Here is a 22818-nt window from a genome sequence, read left to right as displayed (position 1 = left end):
CCATGGGCATCGCCGGCAAGATCATCCACGAGCAGCGCGAACGTCTGCGCGAGGCCGGTAGTGAGCGGTGGCGCATCGTCAGCGCACAGCTGGCGGGCAAGGTCGGTCCCATGGCCGTGCGCGGCGCGCTCCTCGCCCCCCGCCTCGGAACATCGCACGGTCTCCCCCTGATCGGACGAGGAGTCCGCGTCCGCAACCCACACCTCGTGCATGCCGGTCGCGATCTCGTCGTCGAGGACTTCGCCGAGATCCAGGGCCTCAGCCGCGATGGCATCCGGTTCGGCAGCGGAGTGTCCATCGGAACGGGGACGCTCATCCGCCCCAGCAGCTACTACTCCCGCGCGATAGGCGTCGGCCTCGTCATGGGCGACGGCAGCAGCCTGTCACCGGGGTGCTACATCGGGTGCTCCGGCGGAGTGAACATCGGCGAAAAGACCATGCTCGGTCCCGGGGTCCGCGTCTTCGCGGAAGACCACGTGATGAGCGACCCCTCGCTCGACGTGAAGTCGCAGGGCGTCGAGTGGTCGCCCATCACCATCGGATCCGGATGCTGGATCGCCAGCGGAGTGACCATCACCTCGGGAGTGACGATCGGCGACGGCGCCGTCGTCGCCGCCGGCGCGGTGGTGACCCGCGACGTCCCCGCCGGCGCCGTCTACGGCGGCATTCCCGCCCGCGAGCTGAAATCTCGGGGCGCGGAGTGAAGACGAATCGCTGCATCGTCATCCACCCCTCCGACGAAATGTACGGCGCCGATCGTGTGCTTCTCGAGGCGCTGCGGACGGCACCCGCCGATCTCGACGTCGAGGTCTGGCTGCCCACCGACGTCGAGTACCCCGAACGACAGCTGACGCGTGCGCTCGAAGATGCCGGCATTCAGGTGCGTCATCTCGCTCTGCCCATCATGCGCAGGGCCTACCTGCGTCCGGCGCGACTGCCGGGACTGGGATGGAGGACGCTCATCACAAGCGTGCGCCTCCTGGCGGCTCGCCCCCGGCTCGTCTACCTCAACACCGCCGCCGCGGCCCTTGTCGCGCCCGCCGCCCGCGCCTCGCGCGCACGTGTGGTTCTGCACCTCCATGAGCACATCGACGAGCGATCGCGCGCCGTCGTCCCCTTCCTGCGTTTCGCGCATCGCATCATCGCCGTGAGCCGTGCGGTTGCCGATGTGCTGCCCACGCCCCTTCGCGCGCGCACACGGGTCGTGAACAACGGCTTCTCCGCTCAACCGCCGACCGAGCTGCCCGGTTTCGCCGGCGGCATCCGCCTGGTCGTCGCGAGCCGATGGAACGCCTGGAAGGGGCACGGCGTCCTGCTGGCCGCGTGGAACGCTGCGCGACGCGAAGACCTTCATCTCACGGTATTGGGCGACAAGCCGCCGAGCGGCGAGGCGGTCGACGTTCCTGCGCTGGTCGCGGCCTCCCCCCGACCGGACACCATCACCGTCGTGGGCCCGACCGCGGATGTGCGTGCCCACCTGGACGCCGCCCATGTCGTGATCGTGCCGAGCATCCTCCCCGACCCACTGCCCACGATCGCCATCGAAGCCCTCGGTGCGGGGCGCGCTCTCCTCGCAAGCGACGGGGGCGGCCTGCGCGAGATCGCGGGGGACAGCCCGTTGCTGGTCGCCCCGGGAGACATGGACGCATGGACCCGCGCCTTGGAAGGCCTCGACGAAGACACCGTCCGCGCGGCCGCGTCCGTTTCTCGTGGTCGTTTCGAGCAGCTGTTCTCCCGTGAGACCTTCGATCAGCGTATGCGCGACGAGCTCTGGAGCGGGGTCGCACGATGACGATCTCGACCGCATCGGCCTTTCAGCGGCCCTCATCGACCGGCCGGACCCGCCTCCTCACCCTCGGGCTCATCGCCGCGGTGGTGGTCAGCTCGTTCCTGGGCCGGTACGACGCGGAGATCCTCGGGTTCCGCGTGCGCGTCGAACAGGTCGTCCCGCTCCTGTTGACGGGATGGATGCTGGCCCACCCGACCCTGCGGTCGGCATTCCTGCGCGCTCTGCGGCATCCGGTACCACTTGTCTTCGCCGCCTTCGTCGCGTGGAACATCGTGGCGACGCTGATCTTCTCGCCCAGCCTCACGTGGAGCGCGTCGATCCTCGTGTGGTTGCTGATCGATCTGCTGCTGCTGGTGTCGATGATGGCGCTCGCGGAGGGAGCCGAGTTCGCCGGTCGGCTCGGACGCCTCTCGGTCGCTCCCTGGGCGCTCGTCGGCTTCGCCGCCTACGCCGTCGCGAACCTCACCCGCGGTCAGGTGGCGATCGGAGCGGACTTCGACTACCTCTACGAGGTCTACGTCGCCCGGGTCACCGCGATCGAGGCCAACATCTACGCCTCGATCCTGATCTTCTGGACGCTGCTCGCAATCACCCGGCGCGGCATCGGACGATGGGAGATCGCGGCGATCGCCGTCTCCGTGCCCCTCGGTCTCGTGGCGTCGCAGACGCGCACAGCCGTCTTCAGTCTCGGGCTCGGACTCGCGGTCTTCGGGTTGTTCACCGTTTTCTCGCTCCGCTCGAGCTGGCGGGAACGCGTGCGGCGCATCGCGCCCGCCCTCGTGCTGATCGGGACGCTCGTGGTCACCTACGGAATCGTCGCCGCGCTCGGAGGCACGGAGCCCGCGGATCGCACCCTGCCCGCGGCGACGGCCTCGGCCCCGATCTCGACCGGCGCCCCGGCGACCACGCCGACGGTGTCCCCCTCCCCCGCCCCGACCCGAGAGCCCGACCCCACCAACCCCGAACAGCAGAACAAGATCGGCGACGTCGACTTCCAGGGCGGCACGATCGGCTTCCGCCTCGAGGTCGCCGGCCTCGCCGCGCAGGAGATGAAGGGCGTCAACCTCTGGTTCGGCAACGGGACGAACACCTTCGGCCTTCGCCACGATCAGCCGGGCACACCCGGCGTCAGCGGGCACATCATCATGCTCCCCGTGCAGGTGCTCTACGACGGGGGCATCGTCGGCCTCGGCCTGCTCGCCGCACTCTTCATCGCGGTCTTCGTGTGCGTGCCGCGGCCCCGGAAACCGGTTGCAGCCGGCCTGCTCGCCTCCTACCTGCTGTCGGCGACCCTCACGAGCATGTTCTGGTTCGCCGTCACCTGGATCCTCATCGCGGTGCTGCTGCGGCCCCTGACCGAGGACGAACGTGACCTCGACCGCACCTGAGGCGCCGCGTCCGCACCGCGCCCGCAGCGTCGCCCTGCTGACCGGGGTGTCGGCCCTCTCAGCCATCTCGCCCGTGATCGCGCTGCCGCTCATCACGCGCGCCGCCGGCCCCACGGGCTTCGCGGAGATCGCGATCGGTCAAGCCCTCGGAACACTCGCGGCCACCCTCATCACCTTCGGCTGGGCCGTGCGCGGTCCGGTCGAAGCGGCGCGGTCCTCTCACCCCTCGCGCGTCTTCCGGGCGAGCATCGTCGTGCGGGGCGCGAACAGCATCGTCATCCTCCCCGTCATCGCCCTCGTCGCGGCCATGGCGAGCCATGCCGATGATCACGCGCTCGCAATCGTCTCCGCCCTGGCCTTCTCGCTGCAGGGGCTCTCGCTGAGTTGGTACGCGGTGGGCGTCGGTCGTCCCCTCCTGGCTCTGGTCTTCGACGCGGTTCCCCGCATCGTGCTGAACCTCGCCGGCGCCATCATCGCTCTGGCGACCGGCATCCCCCTGCTGTATCCCGTGATCCTGCTGGCAGGGACGTTCGCGGCGTTCGCCCTCGCGACGTGGCTGATCGGCCTGCGCGAGCGATTCGCCATCGGCGAGGCGCTTCGCGACGCGCGGTCGGCGTATCGCGGAGGCTGGCGCACGGCGCTGGCCGCGGGGTTGCTCACGTTCTCGGAGACGGCCCCGCTGTCCACTCTCGGCGTGGCCGCCTCGCCCGCGGCGATCGGGTTCGCGCCCTTCGACCGGGTCCTGAAGTACGGCTACATCGGCGTGTACATGATCACGTCGTCGTTCCAGGGATGGGTGTCATCGGCGACCGAAGCCGCCGGGATCCGACGGATGCGGAGAGCGGTCGGCATCCACGGGCTGCTCGCTCTCGCACTCGGCGCAGGCTTCGCGCTAGTGGCCCCGTGGGCGACCCCGGTCGTGCTCGGACCCGGCTTCGAGATCACCCCGCTCACCGCACTCTTCGGCGGCATCGCCCTCGCCGCGATGACCCTGGCGACCGCGCTCGGAATGTGCGTCGTGCTGCCGTCCGGGCGCGACGGGGCCTACCTAGCCTCGGTGTGCGTGGCGGCCGTGCTCATCGTGCCGGCCGTCCTGATCGGCGCCGGTGTCGGCGGCGTCGGCGGGGCCGCAGCCGGTGTGGCGACGGTGCAGCTCTCGGCGCTGCTGGCGCTCAGCGTCGCCGCGCTGCCGGCGTTACGCGGTCGCTGAGGGCGGCCCGCAGGGACGGGTGGTCGCTGTCGCTCAAGGAGCGTGCCCGGGTCACCGGCCCAGGCCGGATCGACTCAGGCCAGCACGTAGCCCGCAGCCGCCATGGCGACCCAGACGGCGGTGAAGACCAGGCCTGTGAGCAGGGGCCCCCACGACCGACGCGAGAGGGCGACGAACACGGATGCTGCGAGCCCGAGGCCGATGAGCAGGGCCCGGGGCATCCCCGACACCGTCGGAGAGAACACCGCCGGAACGACCGCGAAGGCGAGCGTCGACGCCGCTGCCGCCACGACCCGGCTCCACACCGAAGACAGGCGCGTGGCGGCGAACGACTCGGCGGCGGGATAGACGAAGAAGATCGCGAAGAACGTCAGGCCCAGCACGACGACGAACGGCGCCGCCACTCCGAGCACGAGCCAACGCGGGGAGAGCGCCGCGAGCGCGGGGAACCCGAGGTCGCCGGCGAACACACCGGTGAGGAACGGCAGGATGACACCGAGCACGAGGGCCCACAGCACGTCGAGCGCCCGGAGCGAGAAGAACCCGCTCACGCGGGTACGCGCCGCCAAAGCGAGTCCTGTCGCCCCGAGGATGAGAGCTGCCGCGAGACCGCCGACGCTGCGGCCGGTGTCACCGTCGAAGGCGACCGAGGCGAGCGAGCCGACGGCGATCGCGACGACGAGCGCGCCGACCGCGGCAGCGAGGGGCTTCCACGTGCCGGCGAAGCCGCCGTGCGCCCGTGAGCCGGCGTCGCGGTCGCGGCGTGCGCGCGCTGCCGAGGAGACTCCGTCCCCGCCCACGCTCTGCGACAGATCCGCGGACGCCGTTCTGGTCTCCGACCAAGGGGTATCCTCCCCGCCGTTCGGTACGCCGCTGACAACGTGCGCTTCCCGACGGGATCTCCGGCTCGGGCCGACGGGAGCATCATTCACCCGCTCAGCATACGGGTTGCACCCGAATCGGCCCGGTGGCAGCTGGACACACGCCCCGGGACGATCATCCGTCGCGCCCGCCCGGGTGAAGACTCAAGTAGGCTCGCGCTCACGCGCTGGATGAAGTGGGGACGACCGGAACGCTGATGGCAAGCACACGTCGCCGTGAGGGGAGCCGCGTCGAGCCAGGTTCGACCGGAACACCGGATTCCGGCATCGAGCTCGTCCCTCTCCCCCACAACGTGGCGGTCGAGCTCCTCGCCGCAGCGGTGAACGATTTCGCGGAACTTCACGGCATCCGCATCCTGACGATCAAGGGCCGTGTGCTGGCGGACCAGGGGCTGCGCGCAGTCCGCGGATCCTCGGATGTCGACGTGCTGGTCGACCCGTCGGCGTTCGAACGCCTGTGGGCGATCCTGCGTTCGAGCGGATGGACCGATCGAGACAGGGCGGTCCTCGTCGACCTCCCCCGGGAGGGGACCGTGCTCGCTCCCCACGCCAGGACCCTCGAACACCCACAGTGGCCGTGCCATCTGGACCTCCACCGGTACTACCCGGGGTTCCTGAATCCCGCTCAGGATGTGTTCGACACGCTGTGGGATGCCCGCACCACGATCGACCTGGCGCACCGAGCCTGCCCGGTCCCGGGCGTGGCCGACCATTGGCTCATCGCAGCGCTGCACGCCACGCGTTCCCGCGACACCGGCCAGCTCGCCGACCTCGAGGAACGCGCGACTTCACGCCTGTCGACCGACCTCAGCGACCTCGCGGAACGAGCGCAGATAACGGGAGCGGCCGGCCCTCTGCGCGAGACGCTGCCCAGCCTGACCGGCGCGACCGTCACTCTGACTCCCGAAGCCGACCGGCTGACCGCGCTGTGGCGGCGTCGCGTCGAATCCCCGGACGATCTCCCCGAGACCCTCGCCGAACAGTTCGCCGGCGCGAGCTGGTCGACGCGCGTTCGCCTGGCGGCTCGGAAGCTCGTCCCGAGCCCGCGCTTCGCTCAAGCGTTCTTCGGTGTCGCAGACGATCCGCTCAGCCTGCTTCGGTTCTATTTGCACCGCATCGTGACAGCGCCGGTGAAGCTGCTCCGCATCCTCGCCGCCGCACGCCGACGGAGGCCCTGAATGACCGACTCGACGCCCGTGTGGCGACGCGCAGACGGTGTCGGTTGGACGCAGGAGGGATCCGCCGCCTACATCGCTCTCCCCGCTCGGACGACGCCTTTCGCCGTCATCCGACTCTCCGAGGTGGGGGCCGCCATCTGGGAGCTCGTCGATGGTCGACGTGACGAGAACGAGATCGTGGCCGAGATGGTCCGACTCTGGGAGGTCGACGAGACCGACGTGCGACCGACGGTCGCCTCCTTCATCGAAGCTCTCGCCTCGAAGGGTGTGCTGCAGCCGACCGGTCACTGAGCGAGACCGATCAGGCCTCCGCCGCGGCTCGTTTCCTCATCGAGCCGCACGTCGGGAACGCCGCGACGGCGAAGGACCCTCACCGGTCGCCGGGACGGCTATCGCCGTACTTCTGCGGGTGCCGCCCCCCTCGGTCTTTCGAGAGGAACCTCGCGCCTCCGTCGCGGATGACGTCGACGGGCCCGCGGCCGTGACTGGCTCCGGAGTCGCCGACGGCGGGGCGGCGTAGTAGTCGCCGGTGTACTGGTAGTCGTCGTAGCCTCGTCCACGACCGCGGACGGGCACGCGGTTGATGACCACCCCGAGGCAGCGCGCATTCGCCTTCTCGAGGTTGAGCATCGCCTTGTTCAACGTTTCGATCGTCGTCTTGCCGACGCTTGCGACGACCATCACGCCGTCAGCGTGGTGTCCGAGCACCGCGGCGTCGGTCACCGGGAGCAGCGGCGGGGCATCGATGATGATCGTCGCGTCAGCCGAGAGCGTGCGCATGAGATCGCGCATGCGCTCCGACCCGAGCACCTCGGAGGGGTTCGGCGGGAGCATCCCCGCGCCGAGGACGAGGAGGTTGCCGTCGACGCCGACCGGTTGCGCGACCTCGTCGAAGAGGGCGCGTCCGGCGAGCACGTCGGTCAGACCGGCGCCGTCGATGAGGCCGAAGATGTTGGCGACCATGGGCCGCCGGAGGTCGCCGTCGATCAGGACCACGCGCTGCCCACTCGCTGCGAGCACGATCGCGAGGTTCGCGCTGGTCGTGGACTTCCCGTCACCGGGGAGCGGACTGCTGATGACGATCACGCGCGGAGGATTGTCCACGTCGATGAACTGGAGGTTCGTGCGCAGTTCGCGTAACGATTCCGCCACCCGGAAGAACTTCGCTCGAGCGCCTCCGCTCATGCCGCCGTCGAACGGAACGAGTCGTCCCGTATCGGAGAAGGACTTCTCGAGCGGAATGGTGCCGACGACGGGGTGCCCCGTTTCGCGTTCGACCACCTCCGCGGAGCGGATGCGACGGTCGAGAACGTAGCGGACAACGGCACCGGAAACACCGGCGGCGAGGCCGATCAGACCTCCGACGGCGAGGGCGATACGCCAGTTCGGGGAGCTGGGCGAACGGGGCAGCTGCGCGGAATCCCCCGCGACGAGCTGCACGAGCGCCTGACCGCCGTCCCGAGATTCGAGCCGCGAGATCTCCGATGACATCGCCTGGATCCACGCCTGCGCGAGATCACGCGCGCCTTCAGGCGTCGACGCGTTCGCGACGACAAGCAGGTTCACCGTGTCGACGGGATTGCTCACACGTACCTGATCGACGAGTGTCTCCGGGCGGGTGTCGAGCCCCAACTGCGTGATGACGTCTTCCGCGACCGACCGCCACGTCCCCAGGTCGATGTACGACTTGACCTTCGACTTCGCGAGATTGTCGGCGATGAGCGCGGACCCGGTGTCTTCACCCTGCCCCGTCACGGCGACGAAACCGCTGGCATCCGCGGTGTAGACGGGCTTCTGCAACGCCACCCAGCCTGCGGCCGCCCCGATGCCGAGAAGAGTGCCGAGAATCAGCCACACCCAGCCCACTCGAATGATGCGCAGGTAGGTCTGCAACTCCATCGAACACACTCCTCTTCCGCGCCGTCATTGCGACGACGTCGCCCCCCGGAATTCCGCCGCGACGACCGAGAAATGTCTCGGGCACACGATTCTAGAACCCACTCACGTGTCTCGCTGAACACGCTCGAACGCATTCATACCCTCATTCTTAGCGCGCTCGGAAGAGTGGCGTCGACCGACGTCACGCCGACGCGGCCGTGGTCTCGGCAAGCGCGCGCCGCATCGTCCGCTCCGACGCGAAGCCGCTTTGCCGCGCAATGCCCTGCACCGTCATTCCCGAGTCGGCCCGAACCTCCAGGAGGGCACGGGCGAAATCCACGCGGAGCGACCGAAGATACGTCGACGGCGACGTTCCGCGTTTCTCGAAGAGGCGGTGCAGGTGTCGCGATGACACGTGCAGCTCCGCCGCGGCGGCCGCCACCGAGAACCGAGGATCCGTGAACCTCGACTCGAACAGCAACCGGACGCGATTGAACGTGGAGGTTCGCGCCGCCGCGACCACCTCACGCTCCCCCGCGGAGAAGAACAACGCGAACGCGATGTCGAAGAGAGTGCGCTCCATCACCATCGCCTCGACCATGCTCAGCGCCGGGCGCATTCCTGCAACCGTCGTTACGTATGCCCGCGCCGCCAGCGCGGCCGTCGTGACCGACGGCCGACTCGGTACACGTTCGACGTCGAGGCCGAGGTCCTCCACCGCGGCACGCGGAAGCCATAGCGTCGCCGCCGCTCCACGGCTCCAGACCAGGCGCATGGGGTATCCGTGCCGAAGGACGACCGGAGTACGGTCCACTCCCTCGCGCGGCGTTTCGCCCTCGACGATCGCCCGCGCCTCGTCCACGGGGAACACGATCCCGATGTAGCCGGTATCACCGGCCTCCGACCACAGCCACAGATCACCGTGATCGACCGCGTGCAAGGTGATCGCGGCGCGCCCGGCCGAGGTGACGCCCGCCGGATGGGGAATGCGCGACATCCGCAGGTGGTCCCGCAGCAGCGCGCGGATCGGGGCGCGATCCATGCCCACATCGACCGCGTGGGTCGACGATGCGATGCTGCTCATCCGACCCCCCAGCCTCGATCGCAGCGCGAGTGAAAACAAAGGGGATGTGTCGACCGCCCGCCCGCACGGTCGAAGGATGGTCATGCCCTGGACGACGGCATCCCGCTCCCGCCCCTTACTTCGGGAGACGGGGTGCCGTCGTCCTGATCCGAACGCTAACGACCGCTCTGTGCATGACGACACCGCCCGCGACGCATTTGCGTAGCGACGTAGGTAGTGCCCCGCGTAACGCGGTCGAAGGGCGATCGGTACTTACTGGTGCCGATCGACGCCTCCGTCGTGCGTTCGGATGCGACGTCCTCGCTCAGAGGATGCCCGCTCCGACCGGCACGAGGATCGAACCCGATGCCGCGAGGGTGCGTCCCGCGATCACGACGCTCACGGAGATGGGGAACGACGCGAGCGCGTTGATGGACAGCCCGGTGCGGTTACCCGCCAGGCCCCACTGGACGGGGATGTCGAGGGTGCCGCCCGATGCGACGCTGACGTTCTTCGTCGTGGTGAACGTCGTGACGGGGAAGCCGTACTGCCCCACGATCGGAGCGCTCTGATACGACGCGGTGCGCTGGCCGGACGTCGTCAGCGTGCTGTCGAAGCGGTACACGCCGAAGCCGTATGCGCGTCCGACCGAGACGTCGATCCCACCCGGGCGCCCCACGGTGATCGTCACCGTCGCGTTGCCCGACAACGCGCCCGCGCCGTTCGTGATCCGCAGGGTCGTCGGCACCGTGATGGCCACCGCGGCCGTCAGCACCGTCGCCGAGTCCAGCACGTTCAGAGCCAGCAGGCTCGTCACGTTGTTCGTGAGGAGGGCGTTCGCGTTGTTCACCGACGCGGAGGCTGCCGGGGCCGCGACGGCGGCCGCGATCACCGGAACCGACCACGCGGCGCCCTTCAGAACGGTCCGCCGCTCGATACCCCGCGCGGAACCCGTCGCACCCGTCGCCTTGTCCGATGACAGCTCTTCCAACATCGATTCTCCCCTTTTGCGAAAAAGCGGGAACCGGTCGAACCCGCCACGCGATCGTCGCGAAGGGGACTACTGGTCGACATCGGTAAGGTCTCATGGCGTCCGCGAAGCGTCCGAAAATGACCGGCCGAGAAATGCAGAAGCGGGCGCCGCGAACGGCGCCCGAAAGGCAGAGACGGAGGCCGTCGACGGCATCCGGAAACGACGAAGGCCGGGCCCGAAGGCCCGGCCTTTGCCGAGTGAAGTCTGGTGTGACTTACTTGAGGATCTTGGTGACGGTACCGGCACCGACGGTGCGGCCACCCTCACGGATCGCGTAGCCGAGGCCCTCTTCCATGGCGATCGGCTGGATGAGCTCGACCGACATCTCCGTGGTGTCACCGGGCATGACCATCTCGGTGCCCTCGGGCAGCGTGATGACGCCGGTCACGTCGGTGGTGCGGAAGTAGAACTGCGGGCGGTAGTTCGTGAAGAACGGGTTGTGGCGGCCGCCCTCTTCCTTGGACAGGATGTACGCCGTGCCCTCGAAGTTGGTGTGCGGGGTGACCGAACCGGGCTTCACGACGACCTGGCCGCGCTCGACGTCGTCACGCTTGGTGCCGCGGAGGAGCAGACCACAGTTCTCGCCGGCCCAGGCCTCGTCGAGCTGCTTGTGGAACATCTCAATACCCGTCACCGTGGTCTTCTGCGTCGGGCGGATGCCGACGATCTCGACCTCGGAGTTGATCGCGAGGGTACCGCGCTCGGCGCGACCCGTGACGACCGTGCCACGACCGGTGATGGTGAAGACGTCCTCGATGGGCATGAGGAACGGCTTGTCCTTGTCACGCACCGGGTCGGGGATGGACTCGTCGACGGCCTCCATGAGCTCGACGATCGAGTTGACCCACTGCTCGTCACCCTCGAGAGCCTTGAGGCCCGAGACGCGCACGACGGGGGCGTTGTCGCCATCGAAGTCCTGCGACGACAGCAGCTCGCGAACCTCGAGCTCGACGAGCTCCAGGATCTCCTCGTCGTCGACCATGTCGCTCTTGTTCAGCGCGACGAGCAGGTAGGGAACGCCGACCTGCTTGGCGAGCAGGACGTGCTCGCGGGTCTGAGCCATCGGGCCGTCGGTGGCGGCGACCACGAGGATCGCGCCGTCCATCTGAGCGGCACCGGTGATCATGTTCTTGATGTAGTCGGCGTGACCGGGGGCGTCGACGTGAGCGTAGTGACGCTTGGGGGTCTCGTACTCGACGTGCGAGATGTTGATCGTGATACCACGCTGACGCTCTTCGGGCGCGGAGTCGATCGACGCGAAGTCACGCTGAACGTTGGTGGCCGACGGGAACTTGTCGGCGAGCACCTTCGAGATGGCAGCGGTGAGCGTGGTCTTGCCGTGGTCGACGTGACCGATCGTTCCGATGTTCACGTGCGGCTTGGTCCGCTCGAACTTGGCCTTAGCCACTGGGTCCTCCTCAGGACGTTGGTTGCGAGGTCTCGGGCGCTGGATTGCGACCGATTCTTCGCGGGGATGGTTCTCAGATTACTAGAGAGTCGGTATTCAGTTTGTGCGGATGCCGGGAACCTGAGCAGAACCCGGGGTTCCCGGCATCCGTGAGAGCGGTGTTACTCGCCCTTGTTCTTCTGGATGATCTCGTCGGCCACGGCCTTCGGGACGTCGGCGTAGCTGTCGAACTCCATCGAGTAGACGGCACGGCCCGAGGTCTTCGAGCGCAGGTCACCGATGTAGCCGAACATCTCGGACAGCGGCACGTTGGCCCGGACGACCTTGACGCCGGCGGCGTCTTCCATCGACTGGATCTGGCCACGACGCGAGTTCAGGTCGCCGATGACGTCGCCCATGTACTCCTCGGGAGTACGCACCTCGACGGCCATGATCGGCTCGAGGATGGTGGGGTTGGCCTTGCGGACGGCCTCCTTGAAGCCCATCGAGCCGGCGATCTTGAACGCCATTTCCGACGAGTCGACGTCGTGCGAGGCACCGTCAAGGAGGATCGCCTTGACACCCACCATGGGGTAGCCGGCGAGCACGCCGACGTTCATGGCGTCCTGGAAGCCCTGGTCGGTCGGCGAGATGTACTCGCGCGGGATACGACCACCGGTGACCTTGTTCTCGAACTCGTAGGTCTTGTCGGCCGTGACCTCGAGGGGCTCGAGCGCGAACTGGATCTTCGCGAACTGACCCGAACCACCGGTCTGCTTCTTGTGGGTGTAGTCGTGACGCTCGACCGACTTGCGGATGGTCTCGCGGTAGGCCACCTGGGGCTTTCCGACGTTGGCCTCGACCTTGAACTCGCGCTTCATGCGGTCGACCAGGATGTCGAGGTGGAGCTCGCCCATGCCCTTGATGACGGTCTGACCGGTCTCGGAGTTCTGCTCGACGCGGAACGTCGGGTCTTCCTCCGCGAGCTTCTGGATGGCGACACCCAGCTTCTCCTGGTCGGCCTTGGTCTTGGGCTCGATGGCGACCTCGATGACCGGCTCGGGGAAGGTCATCGACTCGAGCACGACCTGGTTGGTCGGGTCGCAGAGGGTGTCACCGGTGGTGGTGTCCTTCAGGCCGATGACGGCGTAGATGTGACCGGCGGTGACCGAGTCGACCGGCATCTCCTTGTTGGCGTGCATCTGGAAGATCTTTCCGATGCGCTCCTTCTTGCCCTTCGTCGCGTTGACGATCTGGGCACCGGAGTCGAGGTGACCCGAGTACACGCGGATGTAGGTGAGGCGACCGAAGAACGGGTGCGTCACGATCTTGAACGCGAGGGCCGCGAAGGGCTCGTCGCGGTCGGCGTGGCGCTCGATGACGACCTCTTCGTCCTTGGGGTCGTGCGCCTCGATGGCGGGCACGTCCAGGGGCGAGGGGAGGTAGTCGACCACGGCGTCGAGCATGGGCTGCACGCCGCGGTTCTTGAACGCCGAGCCGCAGAGCACGGGGTAGAGCTCCGAGGCGATCGTCATCTTGCGGATGGCGCCCTTGATCTCGGCGACCGTGAGCTCCTCACCGCCGAAGAACTTCTCGAGCAGGGCGTCGTCGGACTCGGCGACGGTCTCGAGCAGCTGCTGGCGGTACTCGGCGGCCTTGTCGGCGAGGTCGGCCGGGATCTCCTGGATCTCGTACTTCGCACCCATGGTCACGTCACCCTTGGCATCGCCGGGCCACACGAGGGCGCGCATCTCGACGAGGTCGATGACGCCGACGAAGTCGTTCTCGGCACCGATGGGCAGCTGGATGACCAGCGGCTTGGCCTTCAGGCGGTTGACGATGGTGTCGACCGTGAAGTAGAAGTCGGCGCCCAGCTTGTCCATCTTGTTGACGAAGCAGATGCGGGGGACGTCGTACTTGTCGGCCTGACGCCACACGGTCTCGGACTGGGGCTCGACGCCCTCCTTGCCGTCGAAGACGGCGACCGCGCCATCGAGCACGCGGAGCGAGCGCTCGACCTCGACCGTGAAGTCGACGTGTCCGGGGGTGTCGATGATGTTGATCTGGTTCTTGTCCCAGAAGCAGGTCACAGCAGCGGAGGTGATCGTGATGCCACGCTCCTGCTCCTGCTCCATCCAGTCGGTCGTGGCCGCACCGTCGTGCGTCTCGCCGATCTTGTGGTTGACGCCCGTGTAGAACAGGATGCGCTCGGTCGTCGTCGTCTTGCCGGCATCGATGTGCGCCATGATGCCGATGTTGCGGACCTTGTGGAGGTCGGTGAGCACGTCTTGTGCCACGGGTGTCTTCCTTACCTGTTGGGAGGTTGATGCCGGGCCCATCGGAGGGTCCGTGACCGGGGTTCGATCACGGACCCTCCGCGGGTTTTACCAGCGGTAGTGCGCGAAGGCGCGGTTCGACTCGGCCATCTTGTGGGTGTCTTCGCGGCGCTTGACCGCGGCACCGAGGCCGTTCGAGGCGTCGAGGATCTCGTTCTGCAGACGCTCGGTCATCGTCTTCTCACGACGACCCTTCGCGTAGCTCACGAGCCAGCGCAGCGCGAGCGTGTTGGCGCGGTGCGGCTTGACCTCGACGGGAACCTGGTAGGTCGAGCCACCGACGCGGCGGCTCTTGACCTCGAGGGTGGGACGGACGTTGTCGAGCGCCTTCTTCAGCGTGGCGACGGCGTCCTGGCTGTTCTTCGCCTCGACACCCTTGAGGGCGTCGTAGACGATCGACTCGGCGATGGACTTCTTGCCGTCGACGAGGATCTTGTTGACCAGCTGGGTGACGACGGGGGCGCCGTACACCGGGTCGTTGACGACGGGACGCTTCGGGGCGGGACCCTTACGAGGCATGGTTCTCAGCCCTTCTTCGCGCCGTAGCGGCTGCGAGCCTGCTTACGGTTCTTGACAGCCTGGGTGTCGAGCGCACCGCGGACGATCTTGTAGCGGACACCGGGGAGGTCCTTCACACGACCACCACGGACGAGCACGAGCGAGTGCTCCTGGAGGTTGTGGCCCTCACCGGGGATGTACGCGGTGACCTCGGTGCCGTTGCGCAGCTTGACGCGGGCGACCTTGCGCATGGCCGAGTTCGGCTTCTTGGGGGTCGTCGTGTACACGCGGGTGCACACGCCGGCCTGCTGGGGGTTCGACTTCAGCGCGGGAGCCTTGGTCTTCGAGACCTTCGGCGAGCGGCCCTTGCGAACCAACTGCTGAATGGTTGGCACGTTCTCTCCTTGATTGGCCGGGCGGTTCCTCTCGGACCGTCCGGGGTGCTGCACGGTGACAGCGGTCGTGTCTCCCCCGCCATGTCGTTCGTCTTGCGATTCGTGACGTGTCGGGCTCACGTGTGATCCACCGCGCGACAGAATGATCGGACGCGATTGTGGTGGATATGCCGTGGGGGCGACCTGTTCGCAGGTCGATCCCTGAGATGGTGCGAGCGTTGATCCGAACGACACGCCCGAGGGCACGACGCACGGCGCGCGTGAACGCACACCCGCCCAATGATACGCGTTCCCCGGAGGTCGGGCAAACGTGCACGGGCTCGTCCGCGCAGAGCGATCAGGATGCCGCCCGCTCAGCCGAGCAACAGCACCGCCGCCGCAGCCGCTGCGGCCAGCAGCAGCACCACCGCTGCACCGATGAGCAGTGCCCGCCAGGCGCCGCGTCGGGCCGTCCGCGGCCGCACGAGGGCGGGGTCGCGACCGGGTTCGGGCCGCGCGGGGACGACGGCGCGTTCGACGCGGATCGGCGCGTCGACCCGCGGATCGTAGGCCTCGCGCTGAAGGGCGGCGGGCACGCGTGCCTCGCGGACGGCAGCGCCCGCATCGGGTGATCGTCGATTCGGGGACGCATCGGTCGCCGCCTCCGCCCGTCGCGCGCGACGGGAGCCCGCGTGGGTGTCGTCGGCTCCGCGGGGGCTGCGACGCGGCTGCGTGCTGTCGTCGGTGGACTCGCCGATCGCGGGTGCGGGCGAGCGCGTCGCGCGGCGCCCCGGCGCGGTGTCGTCGGCGGGGAGGGCCTCGGCGCGAACCGACGTACGGTCGTCGACCGGCGCGCGGCGCACCGTCTCGTCGTCCAGCGGCACACGGCGCACGGTCTCGTCGTCGACCGATGCGCGGCGGGCGATCACCGTCGCGTCGTCCGGCTCCTCCACGGGGTCGGCGCGACGAGCGATCACCGTCGCGTCATCCGACTCCTCCACGGCGTCGGCGCGACGGGCGATCACCGTGGCGTCGTCGGGCTCGCGGGCGTCGGAGCGGACGGTGGCGTCGTCGAGGTCGTCGGCTTCGGTGGGCGCCGTCGCGTCGTCGTCGGCCGGGGCGGGCGGATTGGCCGGCCACGCGCGCAGACGGCCCGCCCACAGCGTGACCTCGTCGGGGTCGTCCGGCCGGTCGAACGGGCCGCTCACGCGTTCCTCCGCGTGAGGCGCACCTCCGCGTCGCCGAGGAAGAACCGCTCCCCCGCCTCGATCTCCTCGCCGGGGGGAGCCTCCACCTCGGTGCCCATGAGCGTGGCGAACAGGACGCCGTTCGTCGATTCCAGGTCGGTGACGTACCAGGTGTCGCCGCGCAGCTCGAGGCGCGCGTGCGTCTTGGAGACCGTCCGCGTCTCATCGGCGATCGCGACGAGCTGAGCGTCGGGCCGCGTGGCATCCGGGCCGGGACGACGGCCCAGGATCACGACGGAGGACGTCAGGTCGACCGTCGCGCCGTCGGGGGCGATCAGCGCCCACGGGATGCGCTTGCGTCGCGCCACGATCGTGCGGTCGAGAGCGTCGAAGTCCTCGTCCGACGGCACCTCCGGACGCGTGTACAACGCCGACACCGACGTGCGGGCCGAACGCGGAGCGCCCGCGTCGGGCGCATCGGGCACCGCCGAGACCGCTTCGGAGAGCTCGGGGAACTCATCGACGGGGGTCCGCGAGACGCGCGGGGCGGAGATCGGCGCGGCGGGCCGGGTGAGGGGTGCTTCCGCGATGTCCACCGGTGCCTCGTCGGCTCCCTCGACACCACGCCGGGAAGGGCCGGCCCCGAGCGACGGCGCGTCGTCGCCGGGGCGGGCGGCCTGCGAGTCGTGCGCGGCGGCCGCGGGCTCGTCGGCCTGCGGCGTGGATTCGACCTCGGCCGGATCGGTCGAACGCGGTGCGGCCCACGACGACACGCCACGTGTGGGAGCTCCCGGCAGGAGCAGGGCGCGGGTCGAGGGGGCGCCGGCTTCCGAGCCGGGCTCGGACGGCGTCTCGGTGAAGCGGGGGACCCATCCCGTCGGGGACTGCTCGGCATCCGGGTTCGGGTCGGTGGGCGCGGGCGTGGGATGCGCGTCGGCCCGCTCACGCGCGGCGGCACCCGCGGGAGCGCCGTCGCGCAACGCGTCGAGCACGTCGAAGACCGACGCCGGAGCCGCGGGCACGGAGGGCTCCTCGGGAGCGTGCCGCTCGGTCGAGCGGCGGCCGTCGGGGTTGCCGGGCATGAGGTCGGCGGGCGGCGCCCAGTCGCTCGGCGACGGCACGGCATCGGCCAACGAGCCGGCCGGGGCGGCGAAGGGCTGCACCACCGGCTCCGACACCGGCGGCGCCGGATCGGCGGAGCGGTCGTGTGCGGCGGGCTCGGGATCGGGCGTCCACCCGCCGATGAGCGGAACGTAGGGTCCGTCGAAATCGCGTCCGCGCCGGACCGGGGCGGAATCCTCGTCGACGCCTCGGGCGCCGGACCCCTCCCACCGTGCCGCACCGAACCCCAGGACGCTCGCCCAGACGACGGGCACCAGGGCGCCGAGCACCGTGAGTCCGGCACCGGCGCCGAAGCCGACGGTGATGCGGTGGACGGCCACGATGTAGACGACGACGAAGGCGATGAAGCCGAAGAGCGGCACCAGATTGATGAGCACGAGCCACGGCGAGAACCCGCCGAGCTTGAGCACGGTGGCGACGTTGACGACGGGCACCCATGCCTTCCAGACCGGCTCGCCGATCTTTCGGAACATCGCGGCCAGAGCGAGGGCGAACCAGACGTAGAGCACCACGACCAGAGCGAGCGAACTCGCTCCCAACACCAGCGTCGTCGAATCGGTCATGTCGTATCGCGTCTCCCCGTCGTGGCGGGACGCTTCCCCCTCTCGTCGCGATGCGGCGACCCCCGCCGAGGAGGCCGAGGGGCGAGGAACCGCAGGAACGATCTCAACGATACGGCTGCGCGCACCCGGCGCCAGAAGCCGCGCTGGCGGGTGATCACACGACGCTCGTCGTCGACGATGCGCCAGAACGCGGCGACCTCGTCGGGCGTGACCTCCTCGGCGGCGAACACGGCGCGATCCGCGTCGGCGGCCAGACGGATGCCGGCGGGCGTCGCGAACGCGTCGGCCACCTCCCGGCGGGTCGGGGAGCGCGGCACGGAGCGCCCTGCATCGAGTCCGGCGTCGACGTACTCGTCCCATCCTCCGGCGATCGCGCCGCGCGGATCGGGATCGCGTCGACGGCCACGGCGACGCACGGCCTTGGCGATCATCACCGCCAGGAAGGGGCCGAAGAGCACCAGCACGACGAGCACACCGATGCCCGCGACGCGCAGCACGGGCCAGAGCCAGGCGAGGTCGAGGCCCTCGTCGGTGCGGGCGGCGTCGTCGCGGGAGTCGTCCTCCTGCACGGGCTCGGGAGGGACGACCTCTTCGACCGTGTCGGGCCGCACCTCGGTGACGTTCTCGGGGTCCTGCTGCTGGGTGACCTCGAGGCTCGGGGACTGCTCCCACTGCGGCGTGACGTCGATCGTCGCCCACTGGCCGTCGGTGCCCTGGACCTCTGTCCACGCGGTCAGGTCCCGCGGTCGGCACTCCCCCGCGTCGCACGTCGACAGGGTCGCATCGGCCGTCTCCAGCCGTGCGCCGACGACGACGCGGGCGGGGAAGCCCAGTTCGCGGGCGATGAGCGCCGTGGCGACCGCGAACTGCTCGTCGTCGCCGACGGCGGCGACGTAGTTGCCCGTCGCCTCCGCCCTCGGGTCGTCCTCGCGGTCGAGCAACCGCTCGAACATGCGGTCGATGCGCGCGAGGGAGTGACCGGACGCGCTCGGCTGCAGCTGATAGCCGGGGAGGTCGGCCGCCCACGCGGGAGCCGCGGTGCCCGCCGAGGCGAGGCTGTGACTGAGGTACCCGCGCTCCCGGAGCAGCTGGACGAGGGCCTGCAGGGCTGCACCGTCGGATCCGGTCGCGTGCTCTTCGACCCATCTCTTCAGGTTGTCTCCGCCGGACACTCCCTGCGGTGCTCCCGGGGGCGTGAGGGTCGCGAGATCGACCGGAGCGGGCTCCACACCCGAGAGCTCGTAGCGATCCCCCGCCCGCAGACCCCCGTCGGAGGTCTGCACTCCGGCTTCGGCGGCGGCGCTGTAGTAGAAGCGGTCGGCCAGAGCGCCGCGCCGATCGCCCTCGAAGGTCGCCGAGGCGAGGCGGCCGGCGGTCGGCATCCAGATCCCGTCGAGATCGGCGATCTCGACCTCGACCTCGATGGTCCGGCCGTCGCCGGCGTCGCGGGTCGACGGCAGGCGGACGAAGCCCGCACCCTCGTCGCCCGATGCGCGGTAGATCTCCCCGTCGTACGCGTCGAGGGTGGCGAGGCGGATGCGTTCGGGCAGCGTTCCCTCGCCGCTCACGCGGAACAGCACCTGATCGGCGCGCGCGTCGGAGAACATGGAGCGGTACTCCGCCAGGGGACTGACCGCCTCGGCGATCTGCTCCTGCGGTCCGGCGGCGGACCGCAGGACCTCGCGCTCCGCTCCCCGCGATGCCCATGGCACGACGGCGACCGTGACGACGACGGCGAGGGCGATCATCGCCGCCCCGAGCGCGGCGCGTCGGCGATCGGTGCGCGAGCGCCCGGTGCCCACCTGGGCCGCGGAGACGTCGCTCGCGCGCCGGAGGGCGCGGGCGCGCTCGTCGTGCGCGCGCCAGGCCAGCCACAGCACGGCCGCGAGCAGGGCGGACACGCCCACCACCGTCTCCACGGGGGCGGCGAGGGCGAGGGGACCGAGAGAGAGCGGGGCGCTCGTGGCCGTGCGACCGAAGAAGAGGCCGAAGCCGCTCATGCCGAGACCGGGGACCACCGCGACCGTCGCCCACCGGTCGCGCCGTGCGGCGAGGGCGAGGACGAGGGCGGTGCCGACGAGGAACACCACGAGGGCGGGGATGAGGAGGTTGCGATAGGCCCCGACCGGCAGATCGACGGTGACCAGGTCTTTCCAGGCGACGACCACTCCGGCGTAGGACTCTCCGAGCCCGCGGAGCACGTCCAACGGCGACGTGAGACGCGACGGCACGGCGAGCGGGACGGCCAGCAGCGTGAAGGCGGCGACGAGCCCGGCCGCGAGAGCCCATCCGCTCCCCCGCCGCCAGGCGACAAGTGCCACTACCGCCGCCCCGGCGAGGGATGCCGCGACGACGAGGACGACGAAGGAGACGGCCGCGTAGATGGGCCACGCCGCCACCGCCGCGAGCGCCACGGAGACGGCGGTGTACAGCGCGGCGGCGACCCAGCGCGGCGCCGACGACGCCTCTGCACGCCGCCGCGGCGCGCGGTCGCGCGTCCCGCTCACGAGGTGGCTCCCCGCACGAGCAGGCCGGAGAGGTCGTCGAGGGTGCCGATCGTGAGCACGGTGAGGCCGGCCACGCTCTGCATGCGAGGGTGCGCGCGCTCGTCGCAGATGACCGCGGCGACCGCCGTGTCGGCGGGGAAGGCGAGCGCCGCCTGGCGCAGGCGGGCGAGGGGCACGAGGGAGCCGGTGACGAGGAACGCGATCGAGAGGCGCTCGTTGGCCTCGGATGCCAACCGGCAGACGTCTTCGACGGGCATGGTGTTCTCGTGGCGCTCGATGGCGCTGAACCCGTCGAGCATCGCGCGCGGGGAGACGACCGGGATGTGGCGGATCGCGCGCAGGCGGCCCTTCACCACGCGCGGGATCTCCGATCCCGTCACGATGTCGATGTCGCGCGCGTCGCGCACGGCGCGCAGGCCCAGCGAGGCAGCGGCCGAGACGGCGAGCTCGTACTCGTCGGCATCCGTGTATTCCTGCGTCGCGGCGGCGAGGACGACCGCCATCCGCGATCGGCGGGACTCCTCGTACTGGCGGACCATCAGGCGCCCGGTCTTGGCGGTGGACTTCCAGTGCACCTGCCGCTGGGAGTCGCCGGGAGCGTACTCGCGGATGGCGTGGAACGACATGTCGGCGTCGACGAGACGCCGCGTCGCGTTGCCCTCGAGGTCGCGGACGAGACCGGAGCTGGTGGAGGGCAGACCGACGGTGCGCGGGTGGACGAACAGGTCGTGCACGTCGTCGAACGCGTGCTCGCGCCGCAGCAGACCCACCGGGTCGCTGCGGACCGTGGTGACGGGGCCGACGCGCACCACACCGCGCGGCAACGGCGGGATCTCGAGAGGCTCGGTGCTGCTGTGTCCGGGTCGGAGGAACGGCACCCCGAACTCGACGAGACCGCGACCGACGGGGATGTCGAGACGACCGGGCAGCGTCGGCCTCGTGCTGTCGTTGCGCACGACGATCTCGCCCGTGACGCCGTTCCCCGCGGTGACGCGCTCGTGCTGGAGGGCCAGGTCGACCTCGTAGGCGCGCGCGCCGAAGAGGAACGGGACGCTCATGAGCAGCAGCAGCAGGGCCACCGACCCCGCCACCATCCACTCGACCCAGCCGAAGACGACGCCGAAGGCGAGGCCCACGGTCGCCGCGACCGCGACGACCGCACCCGCGGGGCGGACCGTGCGCCCCGCCCACGACAGGGCTGCGGCGAGCGCCTCGGTGACGACGCGCCACACTTCGGCGACCTGCACCACGGCGCGCACGATGCGACGCTGGCGGCGGGTCGCGGTCGAGGTGATCGACGTGCGCGAGCCCGTGGCCATCGTCGCGGCCGAGGTGCGCGTGAGCCGCGACTCGGTGACGTTCACGTCGGGCACGGCTCACCCCCGACGGCCTCGGACGCAAACCTCGCGCTCACGGGAGTCATGCGCTCTCGCGCTGAGTGGGCGGGAGCGTGTCGAGCAGCACCTGGCCGATCACGGCCTCCTGCGTGACCCCGTCGAACTCGGCCTCGGGATGCAGGATGAGCCGGTGCGAGAGCACGGGGACGGCGAGCGCCTTGACGTCGTCGGGTGTCGCATAGGTGCGGCCCTGCGAGGCGGCCCGCGCGCGGGTGGCGCGCGTGAGGGCGAGCGCGCCGCGGATGCTGACGCCCAGGCGCACCTCGTCGGCCGTGCGGGTGGCATCCACGAGGCGGGCGATGTAATCGAGCACCAGCGCGTCGACGTACACGGATGCCGCGAGGTCGGCCATGCCCACCAGCGCCTGGGGGGTGATGATCGGGCGCAGGTCGGCGGTGGCGACCGGAGCGCCGTCGAGGATGCGCACGGTCGCCGCGTGGTCGGGGTAGCCGAGCGAGGTGCGCAGGAGGAAGCGGTCGAGCTGCGCCTCGGGCAGACGGTAGGTGCCGGCCTGCTCGACCGGGTTCTGCGTGGCGAGCACGAGGAACGGAACGCCCACCTCGCGAGAGACGCCGTCGATGGTGACCTTGCCCTCTTCCATGACCTCGAGCAGGGCCGACTGCGTCTTCGGGCTCGCGCGGTTGATCTCGTCGGCGAGCACGATGTTGGCGAAGATCGGCCCGCTGTGGAACTCGAACGTCCCGCTCTTCTGGTCGTAGACGGTGATGCCCGTGATGTCACCCGGGAGGAGGTCGGGGGTGAACTGGATGCGGGTGTTCGTGCCCTGCACCGACTGCGCGACGGCGCGGGCCAGCGAGGTCTTGCCGGTGCCGGGGACGTCTTCGAGCAGCACGTGGCCGTCGCTGAGCATGGCGGTCAGCACCAGCTCGACGACGTGGCGCTTGCCGAGGACGGCGCGCTCGACGTTGTCGGCGATCTGCGAGAAGGTCTGGGAGAACCAGGTGGCCTGCTCCTGGGTGATCGTCATGTCGCTGCGTTCTTCCTGTGGGGGATGGATGGATGCCGG

At 69.8% G+C, this 22818-nt stretch carries 19 protein-coding genes; 6 read left to right on the top strand and 13 right to left on the bottom strand.

All coding sequences use genetic code 11. The features are described from left to right. Positions 1-2: 2 nt before the first annotated feature. The 4 genes from Q0818_RS02610 to Q0818_RS02595 are packed head-to-tail and all read left to right on the top strand — an operon-like array spanning position 3 to position 4387. Complete coding sequence (locus tag Q0818_RS02610; RefSeq protein WP_298871030.1) at positions 3-704, top strand: acyltransferase; 702 nt, start codon at positions 3-5, stop codon at positions 702-704. After that, positions 701-1792, top strand: a complete 1092-nt coding sequence (locus tag Q0818_RS02605) for a glycosyltransferase family 4 protein (protein WP_298871027.1) — start codon at positions 701-703, stop codon at positions 1790-1792. Before Q0818_RS02610 ends, Q0818_RS02605 begins: the two co-directional genes overlap by 4 nt. Next, positions 1789-3177 carry a hypothetical protein gene (locus Q0818_RS02600; RefSeq protein WP_298871024.1) on the top strand — a complete coding sequence of 463 codons (1389 nt, stop codon included), beginning with the start codon at positions 1789-1791 and terminating at the stop codon, positions 3175-3177. Before Q0818_RS02605 ends, Q0818_RS02600 begins: the two co-directional genes overlap by 4 nt. Continuing rightward, on the top strand, positions 3158-4387 hold the full coding sequence (locus Q0818_RS02595) for a hypothetical protein (RefSeq protein WP_298871022.1): 1230 nt from the start codon (positions 3158-3160) through the stop codon (positions 4385-4387). Before Q0818_RS02600 ends, Q0818_RS02595 begins: the two co-directional genes overlap by 20 nt. 74 nt (positions 4388-4461) lie before the next feature. Here the strand turns inward: Q0818_RS02595 and Q0818_RS02590 are convergent, their stop codons facing one another. Continuing rightward, positions 4462-5187 (bottom strand): hypothetical protein, encoded by a 726-nt coding sequence (locus Q0818_RS02590; RefSeq protein ID WP_298871020.1) that lies wholly within the window; start codon positions 5185-5187, stop codon positions 4462-4464. 278 nt (positions 5188-5465) lie between these two features. Between Q0818_RS02590 and Q0818_RS02585 the strand changes: the two genes are divergently transcribed. Continuing rightward, entirely contained in the window at positions 5466-6446 is a 981-nt protein-coding gene (locus Q0818_RS02585; RefSeq protein ID WP_298871018.1) for a nucleotidyltransferase family protein, read from the top strand. Further along, positions 6447-6737: a PqqD family protein gene (locus Q0818_RS02580; protein WP_298871016.1), complete on the top strand. Its 291-nt coding sequence runs from the start codon at positions 6447-6449 to the stop codon at positions 6735-6737. A 36-nt stretch (positions 6738-6773) separates the two neighbouring features. Here Q0818_RS02580 and Q0818_RS02575 read toward each other — a convergent pair whose 3' ends face one another. The 12 genes from Q0818_RS02575 to Q0818_RS02520 all read right to left on the bottom strand — a co-directional run bounded on the left by Q0818_RS02575 (position 6774) and on the right by Q0818_RS02520 (position 22779). Then, complete coding sequence (locus tag Q0818_RS02575; protein ID WP_298871014.1) at positions 6774-8345, bottom strand: polysaccharide biosynthesis tyrosine autokinase; 1572 nt, start codon at positions 8343-8345, stop codon at positions 6774-6776. Between the two features lie 181 nt (positions 8346-8526). After that, complete coding sequence (locus tag Q0818_RS02570) at positions 8527-9408, bottom strand: helix-turn-helix transcriptional regulator (protein WP_298871011.1); 882 nt, start codon at positions 9406-9408, stop codon at positions 8527-8529. A gap of 304 nt (positions 9409-9712) precedes the next feature. After that, on the bottom strand, positions 9713-10381 hold the full coding sequence (locus Q0818_RS02565; protein WP_298871009.1) for a hypothetical protein: 669 nt from the start codon (positions 10379-10381) through the stop codon (positions 9713-9715). Positions 10382-10634: 253 nt separating this feature from the next. After that, the gene (gene tuf / locus Q0818_RS02560; RefSeq protein ID WP_058595425.1) at positions 10635-11828 is read right to left on the bottom strand and encodes an elongation factor Tu; all 1194 of its coding nucleotides are present in this window, start codon (positions 11826-11828) and stop codon (positions 10635-10637) included. A 161-nt stretch (positions 11829-11989) separates the two neighbouring features. Continuing rightward, positions 11990-14104, bottom strand: coding sequence for an elongation factor G (fusA, locus tag Q0818_RS02555; protein ID WP_298871004.1), 2115 nt, complete (start codon positions 14102-14104; stop codon positions 11990-11992). Between the two features lie 87 nt (positions 14105-14191). Beyond that, a complete protein-coding gene (gene rpsG / locus Q0818_RS02550) occupies positions 14192-14662 on the bottom strand; it encodes a 30S ribosomal protein S7 (RefSeq protein WP_013584050.1) in 471 nt (156 codons plus the stop codon). Between the two features lie 5 nt (positions 14663-14667). Continuing rightward, entirely contained in the window at positions 14668-15036 is a 369-nt protein-coding gene (gene rpsL / locus Q0818_RS02545; RefSeq protein WP_013584051.1) for a 30S ribosomal protein S12, read from the bottom strand. Positions 15037-15389: 353 nt separating this feature from the next. Next, positions 15390-16223: a hypothetical protein gene (locus tag Q0818_RS02540; protein WP_298871000.1), complete on the bottom strand. Its 834-nt coding sequence runs from the start codon at positions 16221-16223 to the stop codon at positions 15390-15392. Continuing rightward, on the bottom strand, positions 16220-17887 hold the full coding sequence (locus Q0818_RS02535) for a DUF5684 domain-containing protein (protein WP_298870997.1): 1668 nt from the start codon (positions 17885-17887) through the stop codon (positions 16220-16222). Before Q0818_RS02535 ends, Q0818_RS02540 begins: the two co-directional genes overlap by 4 nt. Continuing rightward, positions 17884-20394 (bottom strand): transglutaminase domain-containing protein, encoded by a 2511-nt coding sequence (locus tag Q0818_RS02530; RefSeq protein WP_298870994.1) that lies wholly within the window; start codon positions 20392-20394, stop codon positions 17884-17886. The genes Q0818_RS02535 and Q0818_RS02530 overlap by 4 nt, the downstream gene beginning before the upstream one ends. Continuing rightward, positions 20391-21767 carry a DUF58 domain-containing protein gene (locus Q0818_RS02525; RefSeq protein ID WP_366943092.1) on the bottom strand — a complete coding sequence of 459 codons (1377 nt, stop codon included), beginning with the start codon at positions 21765-21767 and terminating at the stop codon, positions 20391-20393. The genes Q0818_RS02530 and Q0818_RS02525 overlap by 4 nt, the downstream gene beginning before the upstream one ends. A 46-nt stretch (positions 21768-21813) precedes the next feature. Then, on the bottom strand, positions 21814-22779 hold the full coding sequence (locus Q0818_RS02520; protein ID WP_298870991.1) for a MoxR family ATPase: 966 nt from the start codon (positions 22777-22779) through the stop codon (positions 21814-21816). Positions 22780-22818 lie beyond the last annotated feature (39 nt).

The sequence above is a fragment of the uncultured Microbacterium sp. genome (genome assembly GCF_947489255.1).
GTDB classification, from domain to species: Bacteria; Actinomycetota; Actinomycetes; order Actinomycetales; family Microbacteriaceae; genus Microbacterium; species Microbacterium phycohabitans.
This window is presented reverse-complemented; position numbering and strand designations above follow the sequence as displayed.

Bases quoted from the DNA above. Each gene is read 5' to 3' on its own strand.
- Q0818_RS02570 (WP_298871011.1), bottom strand. From the start codon at position 9,408: ATGAGCAGCATCGCATCGTCGACCCACGCGGTCGATGTGGGCATGGAT.
- Q0818_RS02575 (WP_298871014.1), bottom strand. From the start codon at position 8,345: ATGGAGTTGCAGACCTACCTGCGCATCATTCGAGTGGGCTGGGTGTGG.
- Q0818_RS02610 (WP_298871030.1), top strand. From the start codon at position 3: ATGGGCATCGCCGGCAAGATCATCCACGAGCAGCGCGAACGTCTGCGC.
- Q0818_RS02580 (WP_298871016.1), top strand. From the start codon at position 6,447: ATGACCGACTCGACGCCCGTGTGGCGACGCGCAGACGGTGTCGGTTGG.
- rpsG (WP_013584050.1), bottom strand. From the start codon at position 14,662: ATGCCTCGTAAGGGTCCCGCCCCGAAGCGTCCCGTCGTCAACGACCCG.
- Q0818_RS02600 (WP_298871024.1), top strand. From the start codon at position 1,789: ATGACGATCTCGACCGCATCGGCCTTTCAGCGGCCCTCATCGACCGGC.
- Q0818_RS02565 (WP_298871009.1), bottom strand. From the start codon at position 10,381: ATGTTGGAAGAGCTGTCATCGGACAAGGCGACGGGTGCGACGGGTTCC.
- Q0818_RS02585 (WP_298871018.1), top strand. From the start codon at position 5,466: ATGGCAAGCACACGTCGCCGTGAGGGGAGCCGCGTCGAGCCAGGTTCG.
- Q0818_RS02535 (WP_298870997.1), bottom strand. From the start codon at position 17,887: ATGACCGATTCGACGACGCTGGTGTTGGGAGCGAGTTCGCTCGCTCTG.
- Q0818_RS02520 (WP_298870991.1), bottom strand. From the start codon at position 22,779: ATGACGATCACCCAGGAGCAGGCCACCTGGTTCTCCCAGACCTTCTCG.